The organism is Saccharibacillus endophyticus (assembly GCF_013185185.1).
Taxonomy (GTDB): domain Bacteria; phylum Bacillota; class Bacilli; order Paenibacillales; family Paenibacillaceae; genus Saccharibacillus; species Saccharibacillus endophyticus.
Genome location: NZ_JAAZWE010000009.1, coordinates 1 through 22,050 on the forward strand (window position 1 = coordinate 1; position 22,050 = coordinate 22,050).

The 22,050-nt window shown below is 52.7% G+C and carries 17 protein-coding genes; 1 reads left to right on the plus strand and 16 read right to left on the minus strand.

Features of this window, described 5'->3' with window-relative positions; all coding sequences use genetic code 11:
* Positions 1 to 561: 561 nt before the first annotated feature.
* The 8 genes from ligA to galU all read right to left on the minus strand — a co-directional run bounded on the left by ligA (position 562) and on the right by galU (position 10,710).
* On the minus strand, positions 562 to 2,574 hold the full coding sequence (gene ligA / locus HRQ63_RS23690) for an NAD-dependent DNA ligase LigA (RefSeq protein WP_172247627.1): 2,013 nt from the start codon (positions 2,572 to 2,574) through the stop codon (positions 562 to 564).
* A 46-nt stretch (positions 2,575 to 2,620) separates the two neighbouring features.
* A complete protein-coding gene (gene pcrA, locus HRQ63_RS23695) occupies positions 2,621 to 4,987 on the minus strand; it encodes a DNA helicase PcrA (RefSeq protein ID WP_188525560.1) in 2,367 nt (788 codons plus the stop codon).
* Between the two features lie 516 nt (positions 4,988 to 5,503).
* Positions 5,504 to 6,199, minus strand: a complete 696-nt coding sequence (gene pcrB / locus HRQ63_RS23700) for a heptaprenylglyceryl phosphate synthase (protein ID WP_172247628.1) — start codon at positions 6,197 to 6,199, stop codon at positions 5,504 to 5,506.
* A gap of 697 nt (positions 6,200 to 6,896) precedes the next feature.
* Entirely contained in the window at positions 6,897 to 8,162 is a 1,266-nt protein-coding gene (locus HRQ63_RS23705) for an ArnT family glycosyltransferase (protein WP_172247629.1), read from the minus strand.
* Between the two features lies 1 nt (position 8,163).
* The gene (locus tag HRQ63_RS23710; protein WP_172247630.1) at positions 8,164 to 8,640 is read right to left on the minus strand and encodes a GtrA family protein; all 477 of its coding nucleotides are present in this window, start codon (positions 8,638 to 8,640) and stop codon (positions 8,164 to 8,166) included.
* Positions 8,624 to 9,016, minus strand: a complete 393-nt coding sequence (locus tag HRQ63_RS23715; RefSeq protein ID WP_172247631.1) for a DUF2304 domain-containing protein — start codon at positions 9,014 to 9,016, stop codon at positions 8,624 to 8,626. Before HRQ63_RS23715 ends, HRQ63_RS23710 begins: the two co-directional genes overlap by 17 nt.
* Positions 9,013 to 9,729, minus strand: a complete 717-nt coding sequence (locus tag HRQ63_RS23720; protein WP_172247632.1) for a glycosyltransferase family 2 protein — start codon at positions 9,727 to 9,729, stop codon at positions 9,013 to 9,015. Before HRQ63_RS23720 ends, HRQ63_RS23715 begins: the two co-directional genes overlap by 4 nt.
* 84 nt (positions 9,730 to 9,813) lie before the next feature.
* Positions 9,814 to 10,710, minus strand: a complete 897-nt coding sequence (gene galU / locus HRQ63_RS23725; protein ID WP_172247633.1) for a UTP--glucose-1-phosphate uridylyltransferase GalU — start codon at positions 10,708 to 10,710, stop codon at positions 9,814 to 9,816.
* Positions 10,711 to 10,994: 284 nt separating this feature from the next.
* Between galU and mraY the strand changes: the two genes are divergently transcribed.
* Positions 10,995 to 11,948, plus strand: a complete 954-nt coding sequence (mraY, locus tag HRQ63_RS23730; RefSeq protein WP_172247634.1) for a phospho-N-acetylmuramoyl-pentapeptide-transferase — start codon at positions 10,995 to 10,997, stop codon at positions 11,946 to 11,948.
* 267 nt (positions 11,949 to 12,215) lie between these two features.
* Here the strand turns inward: mraY and HRQ63_RS23735 are convergent, their stop codons facing one another.
* The 8 genes from HRQ63_RS23735 to HRQ63_RS23770 all read right to left on the minus strand — a co-directional run bounded on the left by HRQ63_RS23735 (position 12,216) and on the right by HRQ63_RS23770 (position 22,048).
* Positions 12,216 to 13,622, minus strand: a complete 1,407-nt coding sequence (locus HRQ63_RS23735) for an undecaprenyl-phosphate glucose phosphotransferase (RefSeq protein ID WP_172247635.1) — start codon at positions 13,620 to 13,622, stop codon at positions 12,216 to 12,218.
* The gene (locus HRQ63_RS23740; protein WP_172247636.1) at positions 13,595 to 14,548 is read right to left on the minus strand and encodes a glycosyltransferase family 2 protein; all 954 of its coding nucleotides are present in this window, start codon (positions 14,546 to 14,548) and stop codon (positions 13,595 to 13,597) included. The genes HRQ63_RS23735 and HRQ63_RS23740 overlap by 28 nt, the downstream gene beginning before the upstream one ends.
* Before the next feature lie 180 nt (positions 14,549 to 14,728).
* Entirely contained in the window at positions 14,729 to 17,677 is a 2,949-nt protein-coding gene (locus HRQ63_RS23745; RefSeq protein ID WP_172247637.1) for an S-layer homology domain-containing protein, read from the minus strand.
* Positions 17,678 to 17,881: 204 nt separating this feature from the next.
* Positions 17,882 to 18,808, minus strand: coding sequence for a glycosyltransferase family 2 protein (locus tag HRQ63_RS23750; RefSeq protein WP_172247638.1), 927 nt, complete (start codon positions 18,806 to 18,808; stop codon positions 17,882 to 17,884).
* A 9-nt stretch (positions 18,809 to 18,817) separates the two neighbouring features.
* The gene (gene rfbD / locus HRQ63_RS23755) at positions 18,818 to 19,663 is read right to left on the minus strand and encodes a dTDP-4-dehydrorhamnose reductase (protein WP_172247639.1); all 846 of its coding nucleotides are present in this window, start codon (positions 19,661 to 19,663) and stop codon (positions 18,818 to 18,820) included.
* Positions 19,663 to 20,682: a dTDP-glucose 4,6-dehydratase gene (gene rfbB, locus HRQ63_RS23760; RefSeq protein WP_172247640.1), complete on the minus strand. Its 1,020-nt coding sequence runs from the start codon at positions 20,680 to 20,682 to the stop codon at positions 19,663 to 19,665. Before rfbB ends, rfbD begins: the two co-directional genes overlap by 1 nt.
* 55 nt (positions 20,683 to 20,737) lie before the next feature.
* Positions 20,738 to 21,286 carry a dTDP-4-dehydrorhamnose 3,5-epimerase gene (gene rfbC, locus HRQ63_RS23765; RefSeq protein WP_172247641.1) on the minus strand — a complete coding sequence of 183 codons (549 nt, stop codon included), beginning with the start codon at positions 21,284 to 21,286 and terminating at the stop codon, positions 20,738 to 20,740.
* An 18-nt stretch (positions 21,287 to 21,304) separates the two neighbouring features.
* Positions 21,305 to 22,048, minus strand: a complete 744-nt coding sequence (locus HRQ63_RS23770) for a sugar phosphate nucleotidyltransferase (protein ID WP_172247642.1) — start codon at positions 22,046 to 22,048, stop codon at positions 21,305 to 21,307.
* Between the last annotated feature and the right edge of the window lie 2 nt (positions 22,049 to 22,050).

Below are 22,050 nucleotides of genomic sequence, written 5' to 3' on the forward strand. Positions count from 1 at the left end.
CGCCAGCGTTCGTCCTGAGCCAGGATCAAACTCTCCATTAAAGTTGCGAGCATTCGCAACCGCGACTTCAATGCCGCCCCCCCTAAGGGCAAAGGCGATTGAACCAAGCGATTACTTGTCTCGCTTTAAAAGAAAGCACCATGTGCTCGTTTAAAACGTTGGTGATTCTCGATTGCTCAAGAATCTATATTCTCACGATGATCTTCATCATCGCGACTCACTCACTGTTCAGTTTTCAAAGAACTTGCGGTCGGCAACTTGTTTGCCGAACGTTTTATATCTTATCATTTGTCGTTTTCTTTGTCAACATCTATTTTTCAGATTTCATAACCTGATGTTTTTCGATGTTGAATGTCTGTCAGAAGCGACAAGAAATATCTTATCATTTACATAGTCATAAAGCAAGGCTTTTCTTCAGTTATTTTAAAAGAAAGAAAAAAGCCGGTTGCCCGGCTCTATTCTTGGATCAACCTGTCTCCAGATGTCGAATGACGCTTGCCCAAACTTGGACATAGAAAAGATTAGCTTGCTCGCATTTCAGGCTTCTGTCGCCGAATAAATCTAGCTGTTCAACAAACGAATCAGTTCATCCTCATCCTCAATGACTTCGATGCCTAATTCCCGAGCCTTGGTCAGCTTGCTGCCTGCTTTCTCTCCGGCGATGACAATGTCCGTTTTCTTCGATACGCTGCCCGTCACTTTAGCGCCGAGCGCCTCCAGCCTCTCGGCGGCCTCGTCACGCGTAAGCTGATGCAGCGTTCCCGTCAACACAACCGTTTTGCCGCTGAAATAAGAATCTTGTTTGACCGCCACCGGTTCTGCGGGAACAGTCGGCTGCACGCCGAGCTGACGCATCTTCTCGACGCCTGCACGCATGAACGGATCATTGAAGAAGTTCACGATGCTTTCCGCAACGATTCCGCCTACATCGGGAAGCTCGACCAATTCCTCCGCTGTGGCATTCATTACCTTGTCCAGATCCCGGTAATGTTCAGCCAACATTTTGGTCGTCGATTTGCCTGTGTTCGGAATCCCCAAAGCAAACAAGAATGAAGCCAAATCGCGCGTTTTGCTTTGCTCCAGCGCTTCGAGCAGATTGCTGGCTTTGCGTTCGCCGAACCGTTCGAGCTTAACCAACGATTCTTGTTCAAGTTCATACAGCTCGGCAGGTTCACGCAGATTGAGTTCGTCATAGAGCTGGGTGGCCGTTTTGATGCTGAACGTCTCGATGTCCATCGCGTCGCGCGAAGCGAAATGCGTAATGCGTCCGATTGCCTGCGGTTTGCAGGACAGCCGATTGTCGCAGAACAAATGGGCGCCGCGCTGCACGAGAGGGAAATCGCAAGCGGGACATTTTTCCGGATAGATGATTTCTTCGCCGTCGTTCTCCTCCGTTACCTTGCCCAGAATCTCCGGAATCACATCGTTCGAACGACGAATGAAAACGCGGCTGCCGAGCGCAAACTTCAGGTTTTTCCGCTCGATGTCGCCTACGTTGTTGAGCGTGCAGTTTTTGACGGTGACGCCTGCCAGCTCCACGGCTTCCAATCTCGCGATCGGCGTGATCTTGCCCGTGCGGCCGACTTCCCACGAAACGGACTCCAACACGGTCGTCGTTTCTTCCGCCTCGAATTTGTAGGCAACGGCCCAACGCGGGAATTTGCCGGTATAACCGAGCGCGGAGCGCGTTCGCATATCGACGATCTTCACAACGGCCCCGTCAATCAGGTAATCCAGCTCGCCGCGCCTTTTTTCGATATCGTGCAGCTGCTCCATCACGTCCTCGAACTTGTCGAAGTACGACACGTACGGATTCACCTTGAATTGATTCTCGCGCAAAAAGTCCATCATCTCCATATGGCTGGAAAACGTTTTGGCGTCGCTGTATCCGATATTATAGAAGAAAGCGTTGAGTTTGCGGCTGGCCGTCACTTTCGGATTCAGGTTGCGCAAAGCGCCGGCGGCGCCGTTCCGGGCGTTTTTCAACGGTTCGAGCGCGGTCTTGTTATAACTCTCCAACGCGGACAGGTTCATGATGCCCTCGCCCTGAACTTCGATGGTGCCGTCTTTATAAGGAATGGACAAGGGAACGGAACGTATCGTTTTGATCTGTTCCAAAATGCCTTCGCCCACCGTTCCGTTGCCGCGCGTGGCCGCCTGCACCAGTTTGCCGTCCGTGTAGGTAAGGTTCAACGTCAATCCGTCAAACTTGAGTTCCAGCGCGTATTGCAGCTCAGGAAGCGGATCTTCGGGGTTCTTCGTATTGTAATCGGTCCAAAGCTTCAACGCACGGGCGCTCCAAGTGTTCAGTTCTTCTTCGTTTTGCGCTTTGTCGAGGCTCCAAAGCGGAGCCAGATGGCGATGCGGCAGGAACCCTTTCAACAGTTCGCCGCCGACTCGCAGCGTAGGGGAATCCGGCAAAACAAATCCGCTCTCCTGCTCAAGCTTGACCAACCGATCATAAAGCACGTCGTATTCTTTGTCGCTGACGATCGGCTGATCCAACGTGTAGTAATGGTAGCTGTAGCGGTTGAGCTGCTCGACCAACTCTTCCATCTCGTGCATGGCGTCCATCGTTTTCCCCATCCTTTTCAACTTGGATTTTGATTGGCGCTTTTTTCTACTCGACCTTCGTGATCGGCGCAAAGCCGGCCAGCAGTCGTTTGATCCCTACGGGAGCTTTGAACGCGATGTTCAGCTCGGTGTCGTTCCCGCTGCCTTTGATCGCCACGATGGTGCCTTCGCCCCACTTGCCGTGCGCGACTTTATCGCCGACTTGGAAATCGCCGGTACTGTTCGTGCTGCGGGCAGCGCCTGCGGGTTTTCCGCCTGCCGGCGTTACGGTCACGCCCGACGAACGAGGCGCAACGGCCGGGCGGCCCATTCCCGTCGGCGAAGAGCTTGCGCCCGGACGGCTCGTTCGGCCGCCGCCGAAACCGCCCGAAGACGAAGATCCTCCGAAACTCCGGCCTCCGCCGCGCGAATTGCCGTATCCTTTGTCCGGATCGCCGCCGCGGCGGTAACGGTCCGGGTTGGTGCCGGTGTCTTCAAGCAGCTCCGCGGGAATCTCTTGCAGGAAACGCGAAGGCGGGTTGGCGGTCGTGCGACCGAACAACGTCCGCATCTGCGCGCAGGAAAGGTACAGCTGCTTTTCCGCGCGGGTGATCCCCACGTAAGCGAGGCGGCGTTCTTCTTCCAACTCGTCGTTATCCATAAAAGCACGGCTGTGCGGGAAAACGCCTTCCTCCATGCCGATGATGAACACGACCGGGAACTCCAGGCCTTTGGCGCTGTGCATGGTCATGAGGATCACGGCGTCGTCGGCGACTTCTTCCTTTTTATCGCCCATGGAATCGATGTCCGCGATCAGCGCAAGGTCGGTCAGGAACGTCACCAGCGACTTGTCTTCGGTGCGCGCTTCGAACTCCAGCGTAACGGACAGGAACTCGTCGATGTTTTCCACGCGGGCTTTGGATTCGAGCGTGTTTTCCTTTTGCATCTCGATCCGGTATTGGCTCAACTCCAAGATTTTCTCGGTCAGCTCGGTCACGGACAGGTAATCGACCATCCGATGCAGCGACACGATCATATCGTAAAACTCGACCAGCGCGTTGCGCGTGCGTCCGGCGAAGCCGAGATCGTCGACTACTTCGAGAATCTTGAACATGGACACGCCGCGTTCCGCCGCTGCCGCCGCAAGCTTGGCCACGCTCGTGTCGCCGATTCCGCGCTTCGGTACGTTAATCACGCGCACCAGGCTGATATCGTCGTCCGGGTTGGACAGCAGTTTGAGATACGCGAGCAGGTCTTTGATTTCTTTGCGGTCGTAGAACTTGATGCCGCCGACGATCTGGTACGGAATATCCGATTTGATCAGCACTTCCTCGATCACCCGGGACTGGGCGTTCGTGCGGTAGAGGATGGCGTGTTCTTTATAGTTCATTTTTTTCTTGATGTTTTTATGGATCTCGCCGGTTACGAAATACGCTTCGTCATGCTCGGTGCTGCCGCGGAACACGCGAATGGTGGCGCCGCCTTCTTGGTCGGTCCACAGGTTTTTCGGTTTGCGTCCCGTATTGCGCCCGATCACGCTGTTGGCCGCGTTCAGGATGTTCGCCGTGGAGCGGTAGTTTTGTTCGAGCAGGATCGTTTCGGCTTCAGGGTAATCTTTTTCAAAGTTCAGGATGTTCGTGATATCGGCGCCGCGCCAACGGTAGATCGATTGGTCGCTGTCGCCCACGACGCAGATCTGATGGTGCTTGTCGGCCAGCATGCGGCACAGCATGTACTGCGCGCGGTTGGTATCCTGGTATTCGTCGACATGGATATAGCGGAATTTTTTCTGGTAAAAGTCGAGCACCTCGGGCACTTCGTCGAACAACTCGATCGTTTTCATGATGAGATCGTCGAAATCGAGCGAGTTGTTGCTGCGCAGGCGCTTTTGGTACATGACGTAGACTTTGGCCGCGATGGATTCCATGAAGTCGCCGCCGGCTTTTTGCTCGTACATCTTCGGCGTGATCAGTTCGTTTTTCGCCGCGCTGATCAGGGCTTGAACGGCTTTCGGCTCGAATTTCTTCGTGTCGAGGTTCAAGTCCTTCATGCAGTTGCGGATAACGGACAGTTGATCGCCGGAGTCGAGGATCGAGAAGCTGGACGAAAAACCGATCCGTTCGATGTCGCGGCGCAGGATGCGCACGCACATGGAGTGGAACGTGGAGACCCAGATTTCTTTGCCTTCCGGGCCGACGAGCGCGGAGACCCGTTCTTGCATCTCGCGCGCGGCTTTGTTGGTAAAGGTAATCGCAAGAATGCCCCACGGCGCGGTTTTTTTGGCTTGGATCAGGTGAGCGATACGGTGCGTGAGCACGCGGGTCTTGCCGCTGCCCGCGCCGGCCATAATGAGCAGCGGGCCTTCGGTTTTGAGCGCGGCTTTGCGCTGCTGCGGGTTGAGGCGGGATATGGATTCGTCAAGGTTGAAAGACATGATGAGTGGTAGCTCCTTTCGGATGCGCTTGGGTGACGCTGCGGGAGGCAGGGGCCTTGCGATCGCTGTTGCCTTTCATTTTCCTGATTGGAATTTGTCTAAGGGGGAAAATGAAAAGCAAAGGCGACCGCTAACCACGTATATTGTCTCGCTCAACCGTAACGTTTACCGTCTCGGCAATTCGTTCACGCTTTAAGAACGAATCGCGGACGAAATTTGTATCGGCGTGAGACCATATACTTCGTTTCTTCAGGCTCCCTGCCTCCCTCCGCTCCTGCGCGCATGGTGTTTGTTAGAGAAAAAGGCATAAGGAATGCGCTCGTTGGCGCATTCCGGGAAAGTGTTGTAGGGATGGACTTCTACGAAGGAAGTCCGAGTGATGGGCCGGAGGCGAACGCTGGTTGCGTTCTGTCCGGCCAAGGGCGGCTGGATGCGTTAACCCTGTATTTAGGGGTCGCATGTCCATAAGTTATGCACATAAGCGATGATCGATCACATCTTAATACCCAGTCATGCTTAATCGGCGTCGCGGACGCCGCGGACCGTGTCGAGGGCGGCGGGAAGGTCGTCGTAGACGATATTGCCGACCACTACGACGTCGGCTGCGCCTGCGGCGGCATGGGCGGTCTCATAGTCGCGGACGCCGCCGCCGTAGAAGACGGTCGCCTCGTCGGTGACGCGGCGGACTTCGCGGACGAGATCAAGGTCGCCGTACGTACCGCTGTATTCGACGTAGACGATCGGAAGACGCATCAGCTTATCCGCCATGCGGGCGCAAGCTGCTGCTCCGCCAGCGTCGATATCGGAATCGGCACCGGTCAAACGGGCGACGGTCGAGTCCGGATTGAGCACGATATAGCCTTCGGCAGCGACCCTATCCCACGGGATGATCTCGCCGTAGCTTTCAAGGCCCGAGCGATGATGTCCGGTGATCCATTCGGATCGATCGGTATTCAGGACCATCGGGATCAGGTAGAGATCGAATCCGGGCACGACTGAATCCAGCGTCGAAACTTCCTGCGCGCACGGCAGCTCGTAGCGTCGAATGCGAGACATCAAATCTACGGTATTCTCATAGGTTACACCACTCGAACCTCCGACCAGAATCGCGTCGCTGCCCGACAAACATACGGCTTCCAACTCCTCGTCGGACAATTCCCGATCCGGATCAAGCTTGAACACGTGTCTCCACGTTTTGAATACGTGACTCACTTTGACTCCTCCATCCGCCTTGTTCGCCTGCTGAAGCGTTGACCGATTCGAAACCGAAATTGCGGCCGGTACCTTGTCGACGCTAAAAGTAAGATTACGCCCGCCTGAGATTTCGTACCTAACCCGTGTACGAAGTCTCCAACCGAAACGCACCGAAAGCGTGTGAGCTTCAGACAAACGTAATCTTCCGATTAAGAGTTGACAAGGTACTAGGGAGAGTCGAACGTATTGCCTTTTTCGGCTTTGAGCAGGCTGTTCCAACATAAGTCTATGCTACGCATAAGGCGGTGTCAATTTTTTGTTCGCATGTAATACGAACGCGGCGGAATAGCCTTATTTCGATGTGTTTCGGATGTGATACGAACAGGAACGTTTGCTGCAATTCGGGCCTGCTTCGCATTACAGACGAACATGGTGAAATGGATCTGTTTCGACACGTCCTAACAGCGCTGACATTAAAGAAACTGATCCAACCGAATAAAAGCCGCTCCTGAAAGGAGCAGCTAATGTGTCGCAAAGTCCTCAAGCTGATAAAAATCAAAAGGCGAAGAGAAATTCAGTGAAGAGCGAAAGCGGAGGGGAAAATTCAGTTCAAAACGCCTTTGAACTCGGAAAGTTTCCTTAATTAAATCCAATTCCACTTTCCGAGTGAGACAGCGTTCTGAACGAATTTCTCCCGCAGCGCATTACCGCCCTTTTACGAATAGGGTCTTTCCGCTTTTCGTGCCCGAAGCCGATCAAACAACCCGATCAGCACCGGCGACATGAACAGCACGAACAAAAACATATTCGGATACCCGTATCTCGGAATCGCGATGAACGGCACATAGATCAGCGTAAAGTACGAAAGTACGGCAAGCGGAGCATACGCGCCGATCCATTTCCTTTTCAAAGACAGCCAAATGCCGTAAAGCCCTATCAGCACGTACGCTGCATGAACCGGGAAGTAATGCGCCCACGTCATGCCGAAAATCGGACGTTCCCAATAAGCGATGCCGTACAAACCGCCGAATTTCCCGAACGTATAAAACGCCGCGTATTTCAAAGGCTCGTGCATAAAGCCGTAGGCGATCATTCTCCCCGCGGCTTGCGCAAGATCATCGTCGGAGCCTTTCATGACGTCGCCGCCGTACTCCGGATACTTTTCGTAGAAACCGTCCGGAACTTGGCCGAAAGCGGTCGAACCCAAAATCAAAGGACTGCCCGCGGCTTCCGTGAACGGAATGAATCGGCCGAACGCTTCGTAATTCCGTATCCACCACGGAGACATGAGCAGCGCGAAAACGCCGAGAATCACGACGGTATAAGACAGCATTTTTTTAAAGGAATAACGGCGCGCCAGCCAAAAAAGCCCGGGTACGAGCGGCAGCAGAGCAGCGTGCGGTTTGAAGTAACATAATGCCGTCCAGAATACCGCGAACATCGCCCACCCTCCGACGCCGGGTTTATCGAGCGCTCGCATCAGGCAGCAAACGGTCAACATGAGGCAAAGACGGAACGCCGACTCGGTCAAAATCGAAGCGGAGATGAAATAGTCGGGCAGGTATAACGCAAGCAGCACCGCCGCCGTCATTGAGATTCGAGTATTTTGGAAAACGCGGCGCGCCAGGATGAACATCAAATAGACGCCGAACGCCTGAAATGCTCCTTGCAAAATACGCAGCAGCGCGATCCCGCCTTCGTCGCCCGCGAGCCATTTGACGCCTGCCAATAGCAGAGGAAACACGGGCATGATGAATGTCGACGGTTCGCCGCCGGTATTGTAGGACAGCACGCCGGTTTCCAGCAGGACGTCGGCGGTCTGCACGTATTTGACGTCGTCGTCGTTCATTTTTTCATAGGAGCCGAGCAGCAGACGGTCTCCGTACCCGAGCGATATGGCGCAGCTGGCGAGAAAAACGAATAAACAGAGCAGGAGCAGCCGCGCGCGCGTTTGACGGGTTTCTTTTTTTAACGAAAACAAATTATCGATCCTCCCGCTTCGGCGTTCGGAACGCCCAGGCTTTGTTTAGAATGAAGTTGTGAATCGGAACGAGCACGATGGAGGCGATCTGTCCGTAGCCGTACCACCAGCCGAATACGCGGTCGAACAGAAACAGGATCAGCAGGTTCAACAGAAGTCCCGCGCAAGAAACGACCGCGTATTTGACCAAGGCCGACGCGGAGCGTTCGCTTTTTCGGAAAGTCCAACGCGAATTCGCCATATAAGAGAACAGAAGCGAAAAGATGAAACCCAGCGTCGAACCGACCAACGGATCGCCGTGACCTTTTTCCACATAGATGAACAAAGTTCCGGTCTGGAGCAATGTTCCGACGACGCCGATGACGCCGTATTTGAGAAAATCGACCAGGTTGTTCCGGATGATCGGGGGAAAAAGATTCAACAGCCGATCGTAAAAAGAGCTTTTTTGCAACGTTCGTTCTTTATCGCGAATCGTCATCCGAACCTCCTTCCGCCTGCTTCATCCGCCGTTCCATTTCCGTGATCTTATGCTGCATCAGTCCCATTTCCTGCGTCAGCGTCCGAAGCTTGCGGGAATGGTTGGATAACGAGACGGTCAGGCTGTACAGCGTAAGGAATATGGCCGATACGGCGAGCAGGAATACCGCATTGACCGGAACCTCGATCCCCATGACGCGCGCAATGAAAAAAAAGATTTGCGGAAAGATCGACACGATCACGCCGGCTGCGCTGAAAAAGATCCATACCAACGCGTATTTGAGTTCCAATTTGTACCGGCGCGTACGGTTGATGAACACGAAAAGCACGACAAGGCTGAAGGCGATCAGCAGCAGCTGCAGTTTGAGCGTGATCATGAATGCCTCACCCCGGTTCCGCGCAACGCGTCGATAAGGATGGCCAGCGACACTTTTACCATATAATACACGGAGCGCAAATGGTGAATCGACGAATGGCCGCCGATACGCTCGGACATTTGCACCGGAACCTCGACGACTCTTCCGCCGGAACGCAGCACATGCACGATCGATTCCGGTTCCGGATAATCGGTCGGATATTGGGCGGCGAACATATGCATGATCCGTCGATTGACCGCGCGAAAGCCCGAAGTCGGATCGGTGACGGTCTGACCGGTAATCAAGCGGATCAAGCGACTGAAGTAACGAATGCCGGCGCGACGTAAAACGGTTGATTGGAAGCCCTGCTTTTCGATGTAGCGCGAGCCGATGACCAAATCAGCCGCATTGGCCAGCAGCGGAGCAATCAGCGCCGGGACGAACTCCGCGCGATGTTGGCCGTCTCCGTCAAATTGAATCGCGATGTCATAGCCGTTGGCATACGCGTACTTATACCCCGTCTGCACGGCGCCTCCGATTCCGAGATTGCAGGGCAGCGTGACGATATTCGCGCCGACGCTCGCGCATACTTCCGCCGTATCGTCGGTCGATCCGTCGTTCACGACAAGCGCTTCAAGTCCCTGCTCTCGCAGGGAAAGGAGCAAGGGGCCGATATTGTCACGTTCGTTGAACGCGGGGATAATCAATAATACTTTGGGATTGGACGGCACCATGGCGTTCTCCTTTTCTGACAAAACGTCGGCTTACCTGAACAGATCAAAACCCGGCCGACGGCCGGGCTTGATGTTGTCGTTATTTTAGCGCTTTTCTTCGGTTTCGGCCAGCGCCTTCTTCATGTACTGGATCAGCGGCTCGCGCATTTCGTCGTTTTGCAGCGCGTAGTGGATGGTCGTCTCGATAAAGCCGATCTTGACCCCTACGTCGTGACGCTGCCCTTCGAAGTTGTAGGCGAGCACGTCCTGCGTTTGGCCGAGCGTCGCGATCGCGTCGGTCAATTGGATCTCGCCGCCCGCTCCGGTCGGTTGATTCTCCAAAATCTCGAAAATCTCCGGCGTCAGGATATATCGGCCCATGATCGCGAGATTGGACGGCGCGTCTTCCTGCTTCGGCTTTTCGACGAGACCGTTGGCTTTGAACGTGCGCTCTTCGCCTTCGATGGCTTCGCTGTCCACGATCCCGTAGCGGAATACGTCTTCCCACGGCACTTCCTGCACGCCTACGACGGAAGCTTGGTGCTTGTCGAATACGTCGAGCATCTGCTTCAGACACGGCGTATCGGATTCGACGATGTCGTCGCCGAGCAGAACGGCGAAAGGTTCGTCACCGATAAACTTGCGTGCGCACCAGATCGCGTGACCGAGCCCTTTCGGTTCTTTTTGACGGATGTAGTGGATGTCGGCCATGTTAGAGGCGTTGCGGACTTCTTCGAGCATCTCCCACTTTTCGTTCTCCTCCAGGTTGTGCTCCAGTTCAAAAGAAGTATCGAAGTGATCTTCGATCGCGCGTTTTTCTTTACCCGTTACGATGATGATATCTTCGATCCCGGACTTTACGGCTTCCTCGACAATGTATTGAATGGTCGGTTTATCGACGATCGGCAGCATTTCTTTCGGCATCGCCTTGGTGGCAGGCAGAAAACGCGTGCCGAGACCGGCAGCCGGAATGATTGCTTTGCGGATTTTTTTTGTACTCATGGGAATGGTTCCTCCTAAATAGAATGGTTTCGAGTATGTAGGTTAACGTTAACCCTCCGCGTCCGCCATGCCGCTTCTGTTGGAAACGAAAGCTGCTCCGTGAGCCTGCTTGGTATGTTCTCATTTTATCTCGTCGAAGCAGAAAAAGCCAAATTCTCTCGGACTTCTCTTGTGGCGGACGTGCAAATTGCTTAAAATAAGGGAGTTACATAACCTTTACGTCTATTATTAACCGATATAGCCGCTTCAAAATCCGAAATGCCGATTGGAGAATATGGAAACCCATGAACTTTTACACGTTGATTGCCGCTGCTCTTTCGTTTGTCCTTGTCGCTTTGTTCGCGCCGGTGTGGATTCGCACGCTGCGACGCATCGGTTGGCTGCAGCCGATCCGCAAGGAACTGCCGCCCGACCACCAAGCCAAAAAAGGCACGCCTCTCATGGCGGGCATGGTGTTCATGATCGGGGTGCTCGTCGCGCTAATCGCTCAACCCACGCCGCTGATGTGGCTGATGGCCGTTACGTTTGTCCTGTTCGGAATCGTGGGCTTCAGCGACGACTTTAAAAAAGCCGCCTTTCAGGACCCGCAGGGGATTTCGGGCAAAGCCAAGTTGGTCATGCAGTTCGCGTTCACGATTACGGTGCTGCTGATCGCGATGAACAGCTTCGGCGTCGATCCGACGATCGCGTTCCCTGGAGGGTTCGTTTGGGTGCTTCCGTCGGCGGTGTATTTTATCATCATGCTGCTATTTATCGTCGGTTCCGCCAACGCGATCAACTTTACGGACGGACTTGACGGACTGCTAATTATCGTGGCGATTCCGACTTACTTGTTCTTCTTCGTGATCTCGGACGAGCCGGCGATCAAATTGTTCTCGCTGGTGATGGTGGGCGCGCTGCTCGGGTTGTTCTTGTACAACAAGTATCCGGCCAAAGCGTTTATGGGCGATACGGGGTCGCTGGCGATCGGCGGTTCGTTATCGCTGATGGCCGTGATCGAGAAAGTCGAGATTCTGGTGCCGCTGCTGTTCATCATTTACTTCGCGGAGCAGTTCTCGGTTATCATTCAGGTCGCTTATTACAAGCGGACGAAAAAGCGGATCTTCCGCATGACGCCGATTCATTATCACTACAGCTTGAAGTACGGATGGAACGAAAGAAAGATCGTGGCGGTGTTCGGGAACGTGTCGTGGATCGGGGCGTTCTTGAGTTGGTTAATTTGGTATCTGTGGATGTGAAAAAACGGCTGTCTCGCTTGTGGGATGGCCGTTGGTCGGGGAAAGTCCTATTCGCACAAACCTCAAAAGCAGAGGGAGAAATTCGTTCAAAACGCTGTCTCACTCCAAAAGCGGCTGGACGAGAATTCTAGGAAGAGGCTTTTGGAGTTCAAAGGCGTTTTAAACTGAATTTCTCCCTCCGCTATCGCCTTGTTTTGAATAAGGGCTTTCTCGACGTCAAACGGCCGTCTCCATAAGAGACGGCCGTTTTTGTGTGTTTATGTTTAGTTAATAGGCGTTTTTATCAGTAAACATTTTGTAGATGGTGATGAACACTAGACGGACGTCGAAAAGGAAAGTCCAGTTTTCGATGTAGAACAGGTCGTATTCGATGCGTTTCTCGATGGAGGTGTCTCCGCGGAGGCCGGCGCATTGGGCATAGCCGGTGATGCCGGGAAGAACGTGGTGCTTGAGCATGTAGTTCGGCACCTGGTCACGGAACAGTTCGACGTAATGCGGGCGTTCCGGTCTTGGGCCGACGACGCTCATCTGGCCGAGCAGAACGTTGAAGAACTGCGGAAGTTCATCCAGGCTGGTGCGGCGGATGAAGGTTCCGAACTTAGTGCGTCTCGGGTCGTTTTTCGTCGTCCAGCCGGTATCCTCGTCTTCGGCGACTTGGGCGCGCATGGAGCGGAATTTGTACATATTGAAATGACGACGATTAAAGCCGACCCGCTCCTGTTTGAAGATGATCGGCCCTGGCGAAGTCATTTTCACGCCGATGGCTACTGCTAACAGGATAGGCAAAGTCACGATAAGCGCAAGCATCGCAAACACGATATCGAACAGTCTTTTGAAAAAACGGTTAGCGGCTAGATCCAATGGGACTTCGCGCACATTGATCAGCGGCATGCCTGCAAAATTGTCGAATACGGGACGAGTCGGCAAGAAGTCGTAGTAGTCGGGAACGATCATCGTATGTACGCCAGCCTGCTCGCAAATTTCCATCAGCTTCGGGTATTTATCCGACTCTCCGTAAGGCAGTGCCAAAATAACCTCGTCGATGATTCGGAACCGATCAAGCGTTGCACGTAAGTCGCCTAATCGGCCCAAAACTTCCGGATACTCTGTTTCTCCTTTTTTCCAACTCAATTCATCATCCAGAAACCCGACAACTTCGTAACCAAGCTCCGGATAATGCTGCATATTCAGATGAAACCGTCGACCGAGCGCCCCTGCGCCTACAATGAGCATAAATTGCTTGTTGTAGCCTTTTCTACGAAGCGCACGGAGGATTTGCTTGACTCCGTAACGGTATAACACCAGCAAGATGACGCTAAGCGCCATGTAAAGGAACAGATAAGAACGCGAGATATTAATTTCTTTGGCAAAGTACATCGCGCCCAGCAACAAGAAGAATCCGATGATATGCGTTTGTACGACTCGTATAAAATCGTCCGCAAAGCGTTTGCGTCGCTTAGGCGAATACAGGCCGCTAATAAGTCCGGTTAGCAGCGCGATTGCGCCGTATACCAAACTCCACACCAAATAATACTTGATCGGAATCGGATAAACGAACCCGAACAAGCCGCTTTCGAAACGTAGCCACCAGGCAAGTAGGAAAGAGGCTTGAATGACCGCCAGGTCGGCAACCATATAAACCTGGGTTAGAAATTGCTGATTTTTGCGGAGCATGCTTCACCTCGAACCGGCAGTGCCGGACTTTCTCCTCCGCTGGTCGGAGGATCCTGCGTGTCCTTGACCGGACGTAGCCTATTACGGATAAGGGTCATCGTAAACTTGACGCCGATTCCCGTGTAGATGAACCCGTTTACCGGCCAAGCGTACTTCTCCCGGTAATGCTTGCGGTAGAATACGACCATTGCGCGGTGGAACTCGTAAAGCAACTTAACCGGACGACGTTTGCTGCTCGCGCCTTTGTAATGCAGGATGAACGTCCGCGGATAATAACGGATCGCCCACCCTGCCTGCTTGATGCGGTAGCACCAGTCTAGATCTTCGCCGTACATGAAAAAGTTCTCGTCCAGCATGCCGACTTCTCGGATCGCTTCCGCACGCACCAGCATGAACGCGCCTACGAGGCAGTCGACAGGATGCTCTTCATCCGGATCAAGGTAGCTGAGTTGGTATTGGTTGTATTTCGGCTTGTCCGGGAACATTTTGGAGAAACCAAACATATAGTAGAAGGAAGCCGACGGCGTCGGCAGTCCGCGTTTGCAGGTCTTGTCCAGTGTTCCGTCAGCCAGCAGCACTTTGCAGCCCGAAGCACCCACTTGTGGATTTTCGTCCATGTAGGCAACCATTGTTTCAAGTGTATCCGGTTGAATAACGGTGTCGGAGTTCAGCAATAGCACATAACGCCCTTTTGAGATTCGCATGCCTTGATTGTTGGCTTTAGCGAAGCCGACGTTGTCGTGATTGGCGATCATAATCACCGAAGGGAAGGCGTTAGAAAGAACCTCTACCGAATTATCGGATGAGTTATTGTCGATCAAAATAATTTCGTAGGTGTACCGGGTTTGCGAATTAAACACCGAGTGAATACAGTCCATCGTCAGCTGGCACGTATTATAGTTAAGAATCAGTATACTTACGTCCATGATTTAAGTACGCTCCTGACAATATTGATAGTAGAAAAACAGATCATGCATGACAGAAAAAGATCTCTGCATTCCTCTTTACAGAGTAACACAGAGATTGATGGAATGGAACTTTGGATTCTGTTTAGGAAGGACTTGGGATCGTTGAGAATTAAACTTCTAACGATCAACCTTCATTTTTTAAAACAGCAGTTCCAACAGTTTGTTGCGCGCCTGAATTTGCAGCAGAGCCTCGCCCGAGTCGAGGGCTACGACAGCTTCGTTGTAAGCATCTCGTAATGCCGTATAGTCGGGATCTGCTTCCAGAACCGCAGCGCTCCGCTCAACGGCCCGCTCCAGCAGGTCATGTACGTTCGGAATCGCAATCCAAATATCGCGGACAAGACTTTCGCCGTTCAGGCTGAGCTCTACCGTTACTTTGTATTCGACCGATTGCGTGCCCAAGTTATAATCCGTGAATACGATGTTGTTGTTCACTTTTCCGATATATACGTCACCGGTGACCGTATAAACATCGCCGACGACAGTGTACACCTCATCCGTTACGCCGCGCTCTTCGATTTTTTTGATGTTCACGGCTACGTCTTGGCGAATCGACGTTCCGTTCATCGTCAACGGGATGTCATCGCCCAATTTAACATATGTGGCATCCGTTACGCTGAGCAGTTTCGCGCTTTCTTCGATCAAGATCGATTCGTAATCGGGTCTCGTTTGATCATACAGCGGTTGCGGAGAATGATTGGCGAACTCGTTTTTCTCCGCGAAGGTGATTTCGCCGTTATTGATCGTCATGTCGAACACATACCAGTAGATCTCGCTGCTGTCTCCGGTCGGAATCGTATAGCTTGTAGTCGGAACCGATTCGTCGCCTACGTAGACCTCGACTTTGGCGCCGGAGTTTTTCAACGTACTCGTGCCGTCTCCGTTACCGGAGAAGTTATGCACGTAGAATTGATAAGTTCCGTTGATCTTTTGGCGGATGGTTGTCGTTTCCGGTCCGTACGAGCTAGTGTCGTCGTGATCCAGATCCGCAACCAGTTCACCTTGGTCGTAAGCTTGCTTTTCTCCATACCAAGTATGGAAGCCGTATCCGTCGCCTACGGGACCCAACAGATGGGAATCCTCGTCGCGCGGACGCTCGCCCCAAGTCAGCACGATCCGGATCTCGTCGCTGGCCGGAACTTTGATTGCCGTGTGGTTTTCAGAACGGTTGTACGAATCGCTGATTCCTACGGCTACGATCGTACCCGGAATAAATCCAGGTTTCGAAGTGACGCCCGTGTAAATGCCCACCGGCACGTATGCGACATAACGCCCCGCAGCATCGGTCAGAACCGAAGCCGCAATCGCGCCGCTCGTGCTGCCGGTACCGCGGCGGAAGTCGATACGCATTCCTTCGACCGGCTGATTATCCACATCGGTAATGATGCCGGAGAAGCCTTCGATGCGCGCCGCACCGGTTAGAGTCGTCGTGAATTTGACGGTTCCGGCTGCCGGCGAAACGTTTACTTTCAGTTCTTTCCCGTAAAAATCGTCCAGAGAAAGAGGCTTGAAAGAAAGCGTATTGGAAGCTCCGTCGAAAGCGACATCTTCCAGTGAATACGTGACGCCCGTGACCGTAGCGTTCACTGACAAATCTTCCAGCGTCAGACCGTTCACGGCGTTTGCGAAACGCAGAGCCGCGCTTCCGTTCGTGACGTCCAGACGGTCGGAGACCGGAGTCGTCGGAGCCGGCACGGAAGAAGATCCGCCGGCGCCGCTTCCGCCCGTCGAAACGGCGCTGCTGACCGAAGGAGCAAGGACGCCGTTCGCTACCGTCATTTGCTGCGGGTTATTTTGGAACGTAACGCCGGATGCATTGACCTGCGCGTTGGCGATCGTGCCCGTTCCTGTTACATTGGCAGCCGCGTTAAGAATAAGCTGCGCGATGCGCGCCGCCGTGCTGACGTTCAGGTTCGTTCCTGCTGCTCCTTCTTCGATCGTTACTTCGCCGACCGATCCGGAAGACAGGTTAACGTTGAGCGAAGCTGCCGAGATCTCCAATGTTTCGAATTGACCGGCCATACGTACGGTAGACCCAGCCGGAATCAGATTCGACAAGATTACGTCGGCAAAACCCGAACCTGTTCCATTCTCCTGCAGGTAAGCGCCCGATTGAAGCGTGATTTGCGAAACCGAACTGTTTCCTTCGGTCACGATTCGCACGCTGCCGTCGCGTTTGTCGACCAGAACGGTAACGAGGACGGAATCGACGACGTGAATGCTGTTCGGTCCGCCTCCTTCAATCTTGGTGGTTCCTTTTACGGTTACGTTATCCAACGTCACGTCCCCGTTCGCGATTTCTTTGCCTAGCAGCAAATCGCCTTCGATTACGGTATTGCGTAAAGTGACGCCGGCTTGAGTAACCTGAACCGAACCTTGAACCGTATCGGTGCCTTTTTCCGGTCCGTACGTTCCGGCTTCGTTATACGTGACCGCAGGAGCTGTAGGATTCACCTTGGCCGCACGATCCAATACCGTTACGACTTCGGCGCGGGTGGCTGCAGCCGTAGGCTTGAAGGTTCCGGCGCTTCCGGTCATGAGACCGGATTTGGCGACTGCTCCGATTGCGCCTTTGCTCCAGGCAGGACTGTTTGCGGTATCGGAGAAATTGGCCGAGTCAGCGGCCGGCTCCATCTTCGTCAAAGAAGCCAATACGACGGCGAGTTCCTGACGCGAAACCTCTCCAGTAGGACGGAATTTTCCGTTACCGTCCCCTTGCATATAGCCGGCAGCACTCGCTTTGGCTACATCCGCAAAGTACCAAGAGTCAGTCGGCACGTCCGTATAGGAAATGTCGGATGCCGACGTAAAGCCAGACGAGCGGTTGATCAACGCCGCCAGTTCGGCCCGGCTGACGCGATCGTTCGGATGCAGTTCCCCGTCTGCATAGCCGTTTATGTACCCTTTGTCTTTCCAATTTTGCATAACCTGCTGCGCCCAGTGACCTTGAATTCCGGCAGTCTTCTTCGTTGCGGCATCGGTATGCTGCGTTGAAGCGCTTGCCGCGAAAGCTCCCGTGCCCGTAGGGATCATGAGTGCCGCTCCCAGAAGCACTCCGATCGCTTTTCGAGCTAATGTTTTACTCATTTCTTTTCCCACCTCTGTTTTTAATAACCCCGCCTAATTAGGTCGATGTCCCCTAACACTTCTTCCCTATCCATATATTAGGCCTTAGTCCTCTTTATATTAACATACCCAGCAAGCATTTTGGGACAACTTGGATGAGTCTATAGTCTCAATTTTCCTATTTTAAACATAAAAATAACCATCCAGGAACGGATGGTTAAAATTTTAAATATATTTAATCAAGATGAGGAAGCGGAATAAAAGATTTTCTATGCGGGATTGGCGGTACAGTTTGGAACGCCGCAAGTAGTTCAGCCGCTGCCTGAAGCGATCACGCGGAGCAATAAACCATTCAAGCTGCTGAAGCTTATCCTTGTCGTGCAGCTCCGAGGCGTAAAGGCGGTGAAACTCGCGTGCCTGCTCAACCAACTTATGTGATCCGCGGTGCTTGCGAAAGCTGGCCCATTTCTTCTTCAGCTTGCCCAGCTTCGACGTCTCGCCTCCGACCGCGTTATTGCCGTGTTGGCGGTAAAGGATCGAAGGTTCAGGATCGTACAGGACTTCGCCGAAAGCAGAAACGCAGAGGTAGAACCACCAATCGTGCATCAGAACGCGGTTGGTGTCGGGCATATGGCTGCGTACAAGTTGTAAAGCGGAGCGGTTGAAGGTGACGGTGGCGCCGACGGCAATGTTTTGAACCAGAGCATTGTAAAAAGAAGGAGCTTTAAGCGGCTTTTCCGGCCAGATGCCCAACGGATTTAAATCGGCATCGACAAGCTGGGTAGAAGTAAAAACCATCGCCGGGACGTCTTTTTCCACTTCCGATAACCGATCGATAGCGCGTTCCATTTTTTCGGGCAGCCATACGTCGTCCTGATCGCAAAAACAAAAGTAGTCCGATTCTTCGTCAGCCTGTCCGATTAATTCAAAAAAGCTGGGGATCACGCCAACGTTAAGCGCCTTTTCCGAAAACATGCGATCCGCAAACTTGGCTTGCCAGGCTTCGATGATCGGCCATGTCCGATCGGAAGAACCGTCGTCACGCAAGCGGATCGTCCAGTTTGCTTGCGTTTGTGAAGAGAGGCTATTCAGTTGTTCCGTTATGTACCTTTCCCCATTGTAAGAGGAAAGCAAGACTTGAATTTTGTTCACGATCCACCCTCACTGCTTTACCTCCGCCAAGAAGCGTCGCAATCCGTCCCGCCAGTGCGGAAGATCTTGAAGATCGTTAGCACGAATCGCGGTATGATCCATGACCGAGTACGCGGGACGCTTAGCCGGACGGGGAAATTGCTCGGTCGTCACCGGCAGAACGTTCACCTGCAAACCGGCGGTCTGAAAGATTGCTTGCGCGAACTCATGCCAAGAGCAATGTCCGGAATTCGAAGCGTGGTAAATGCCGTATTTTTCCGTTTGGATCAATTGTAGCAGAAAACGCGCCAGATCCACAGTATACGTCGGCGAGCCGATCTGGTCATGCACGACGCTTAGGCTGTCTTTTTCCGCGCCCAGTTTCAGCATCGTTTTGACGAAATTGCTGCCGTATTGTCCGTAAACCCATGAAGTTCTAACAATGAAATATTTAGAGCTTAGCGTTTGCGTCAGCACTTCTCCTGCTCGTTTGCTTTCCCCGTAAACGGTTTGCGGAGAAGTATTGTCGTATTCGCGGTAAGGACGATCAGCCTGACCGTCGAACACATAGTCAGTGCTGATATAGACAAATTTGGCTCCGACGTTTTCCGCAGCGACGGCGATGTTGCGCGTACCGGATGTGTTGATACAATATGCACCGTCTACGTCTTCTTCAGCCGCATCGACAGCAGTATAAGCCGCGCAGTGAATAATCGCTTCGGGCCGGTATTCACCGATGACCTTCTCGCACTGCTGCTGATCAGCGATGTCCAACTCCGAACGGCCGCAGCCTTTGACTTCATGGCCGGATTCATTTAAAAGCATAACGACGTCTCGACCCAATTGTCCGGATGCGCCGGTAACAAGTACTTTCATTAGGCTTGTTCCAATCTGCTTCCGTACTGCTTGGCGTAATACTGCTCATACTCACCGGATTGGATACGAGTCCACCATTCTTTGTTGGACAGATACCAAGAAATCGTCTCGCGGATGCCGGTTTCGAAGTTGTGCTTCGGCTTCCAGCCGAGTTCGTTCGTGATTTTCGTCGGGTCGATCCCGTAGCGGCGGTCGTGGCCCGGGCGATCCTGTACGTAAGTAATCAGCGATTCCGGCTTGCCGAGCTGCTCCAGGATCGTACGGATGATATGCAGGTTCGTCCGCTCGTTGTTGCCGCCGATGTTGTAAACTTCGCCGTTTACGCCTTTGTGAATGACCAGATCGATCGCGCTGCAGTGGTCTTCCACGTACAGCCAGTCGCGAATGTTCAGTCCGTCGCCATATACTGGCAGAGGCTGGTCGTTCAGCGCCTTCGAAATGATAAGCGGGATCAGTTTTTCCGGGAATTGATACGGGCCGTAATTGTTGGAGCAACGCGTGATATTGACCGGGAGACCGAACGTCTCGTTGTAAGCGCGAACCAGCAGATCGCCTCCGGCTTTGGATGCGGAATACGGGCTGTTCGGCGTCAACGGCGTTTCTTCCGTGAAGAGGCCGGTTTCGCCGAGAGTACCGTAGACTTCGTCCGTGGAAACTTGAACAAACTTCGTGATGCTGTGCTTTTTGGCCGCGTCGAGCAGAACTTGCGTGCCGAGAACGTTTGTTTTGACGAAAACGTCCGGTTCGAGAATACTGCGGTCCACGTGCGATTCGGCAGCGAAATTGACGACGATATCGACACCTTGGCCGATCAACTCATCCATTTTGGCGGCGTCGCAGATATCGGCTTTGACGAAAGTATGCTTGGGGTTTTGTTCGATCGCTTTGAGATTTTCGAGATTCCCTGCATAAGTCAGAGCGTCCACGTTAATGATTTCGTAATCGGGGTGCTGCTGAAGCATATACAGGACGAAGTTGCTGCCGATGAAGCCGGCTCCGCCGGTGACAAGTAGTTTCATAAGTAATTTGCCTCCTATTTTCGTATAAAAAGCTCTCCTTAGGGAGAGCTTGTAGTTATTCAAAGTTCAGTTCTGCGTCTTGAAGAAGCGGATGCTTTTGATCTTTTTCAGACAAGATCGGATTGGAAGTCGGCCAGTCTATGCCGAGTGCTGGGTCGTTCCAAAGGATACCGTGATCGTGTTCGGGTGAATAATACTCGTCGACTTTGTACATAACTTGGGTGTTGGGAACCAGTGTGCAGAAGCCGTGCGCGAACCCTTTCGGTACAAGCAATTGACGATGATTGAATTCGCTTAAAATGAAGCCCTGCCATTGTCCGAAGGTCGGCGAGCTGCGGCGCACGTCGACGATGACGTCGTAAATCGCACCGGATACGACGCGAAGCAGCTTGGTTTGGGCTTTGGGATTGAGCTGGTAGTGCAGGCCGCGAAGTACGCCGGGCTGCGCGGACAAAGACTGATTGTCTTGAATAAAGTTATAATGAATGCCCGTTTCTTTCATCAGGGCTTCGTTGTAACTTTCCATGAAAAAACCGCGGTGGTCGCCGTGTACCACGGGTTCGATAAGTGCAGCTCCTTCAAGAGTTAGAGGAGTGACTTTCATAATCTGAACGCCTCCTTATTAAAGCTTAAGTTTGCCAAATTCTTCTCCGAAAACGATGCTTTGAGCCAGTTCGTTGGCGCGGGCTAACGAAGCGTGAGTGCCCGCGTCTGTCCACCAACCGGTAAGCACATCATAGGTCAATTGACCGTTCGCGATATAAGCGTTATTGACGTCGGTAATTTCCAGTTCGCCGCGTGCGGAAGGTTTCAGCGTTTTGACGATATCGAATACGCTGTGGTCGAACATATAAATCCCGGTTACAGCGTAACTGCTCTTCGGCTCCTGCGGCTTTTCTTCGATAGACACGATTTTGTCTCCGTCGATTTCCGGAACGCCAAAGCGTTTCGGATCGTGAACTTTCTGGATTAGAATTTTGGCTCCGAGCATTTGAGTACGAAAATTTTCTACGAAAGGAGTAATATCGTCTTCGAAAACATTGTCTCCAAGGATGACGACCATTTGATCTTCGCCAACGAAGTGCTCGGCTAGGTTGAGCGCTTGAGCAATGCCGCCGGCTTCGTCTTGGACTTTGTATGTAAAATTCACTCCCATATCTAAACCGCTACCTAAAAGGTTAACAACGTCACCCATATGGTCTTTACCAGTTACAATCAAAATATCTTCTATTCCTGCAGACTTCAATTTATAAACAGAATGAAAAATCATTGGGTATTTACCAACAGGCAATAAATGCTTATTAGTCACTTTGGTCAACGGATACAATCGCGAACCTGTTCCACCTGCAAGAATAATACCTTTCATAT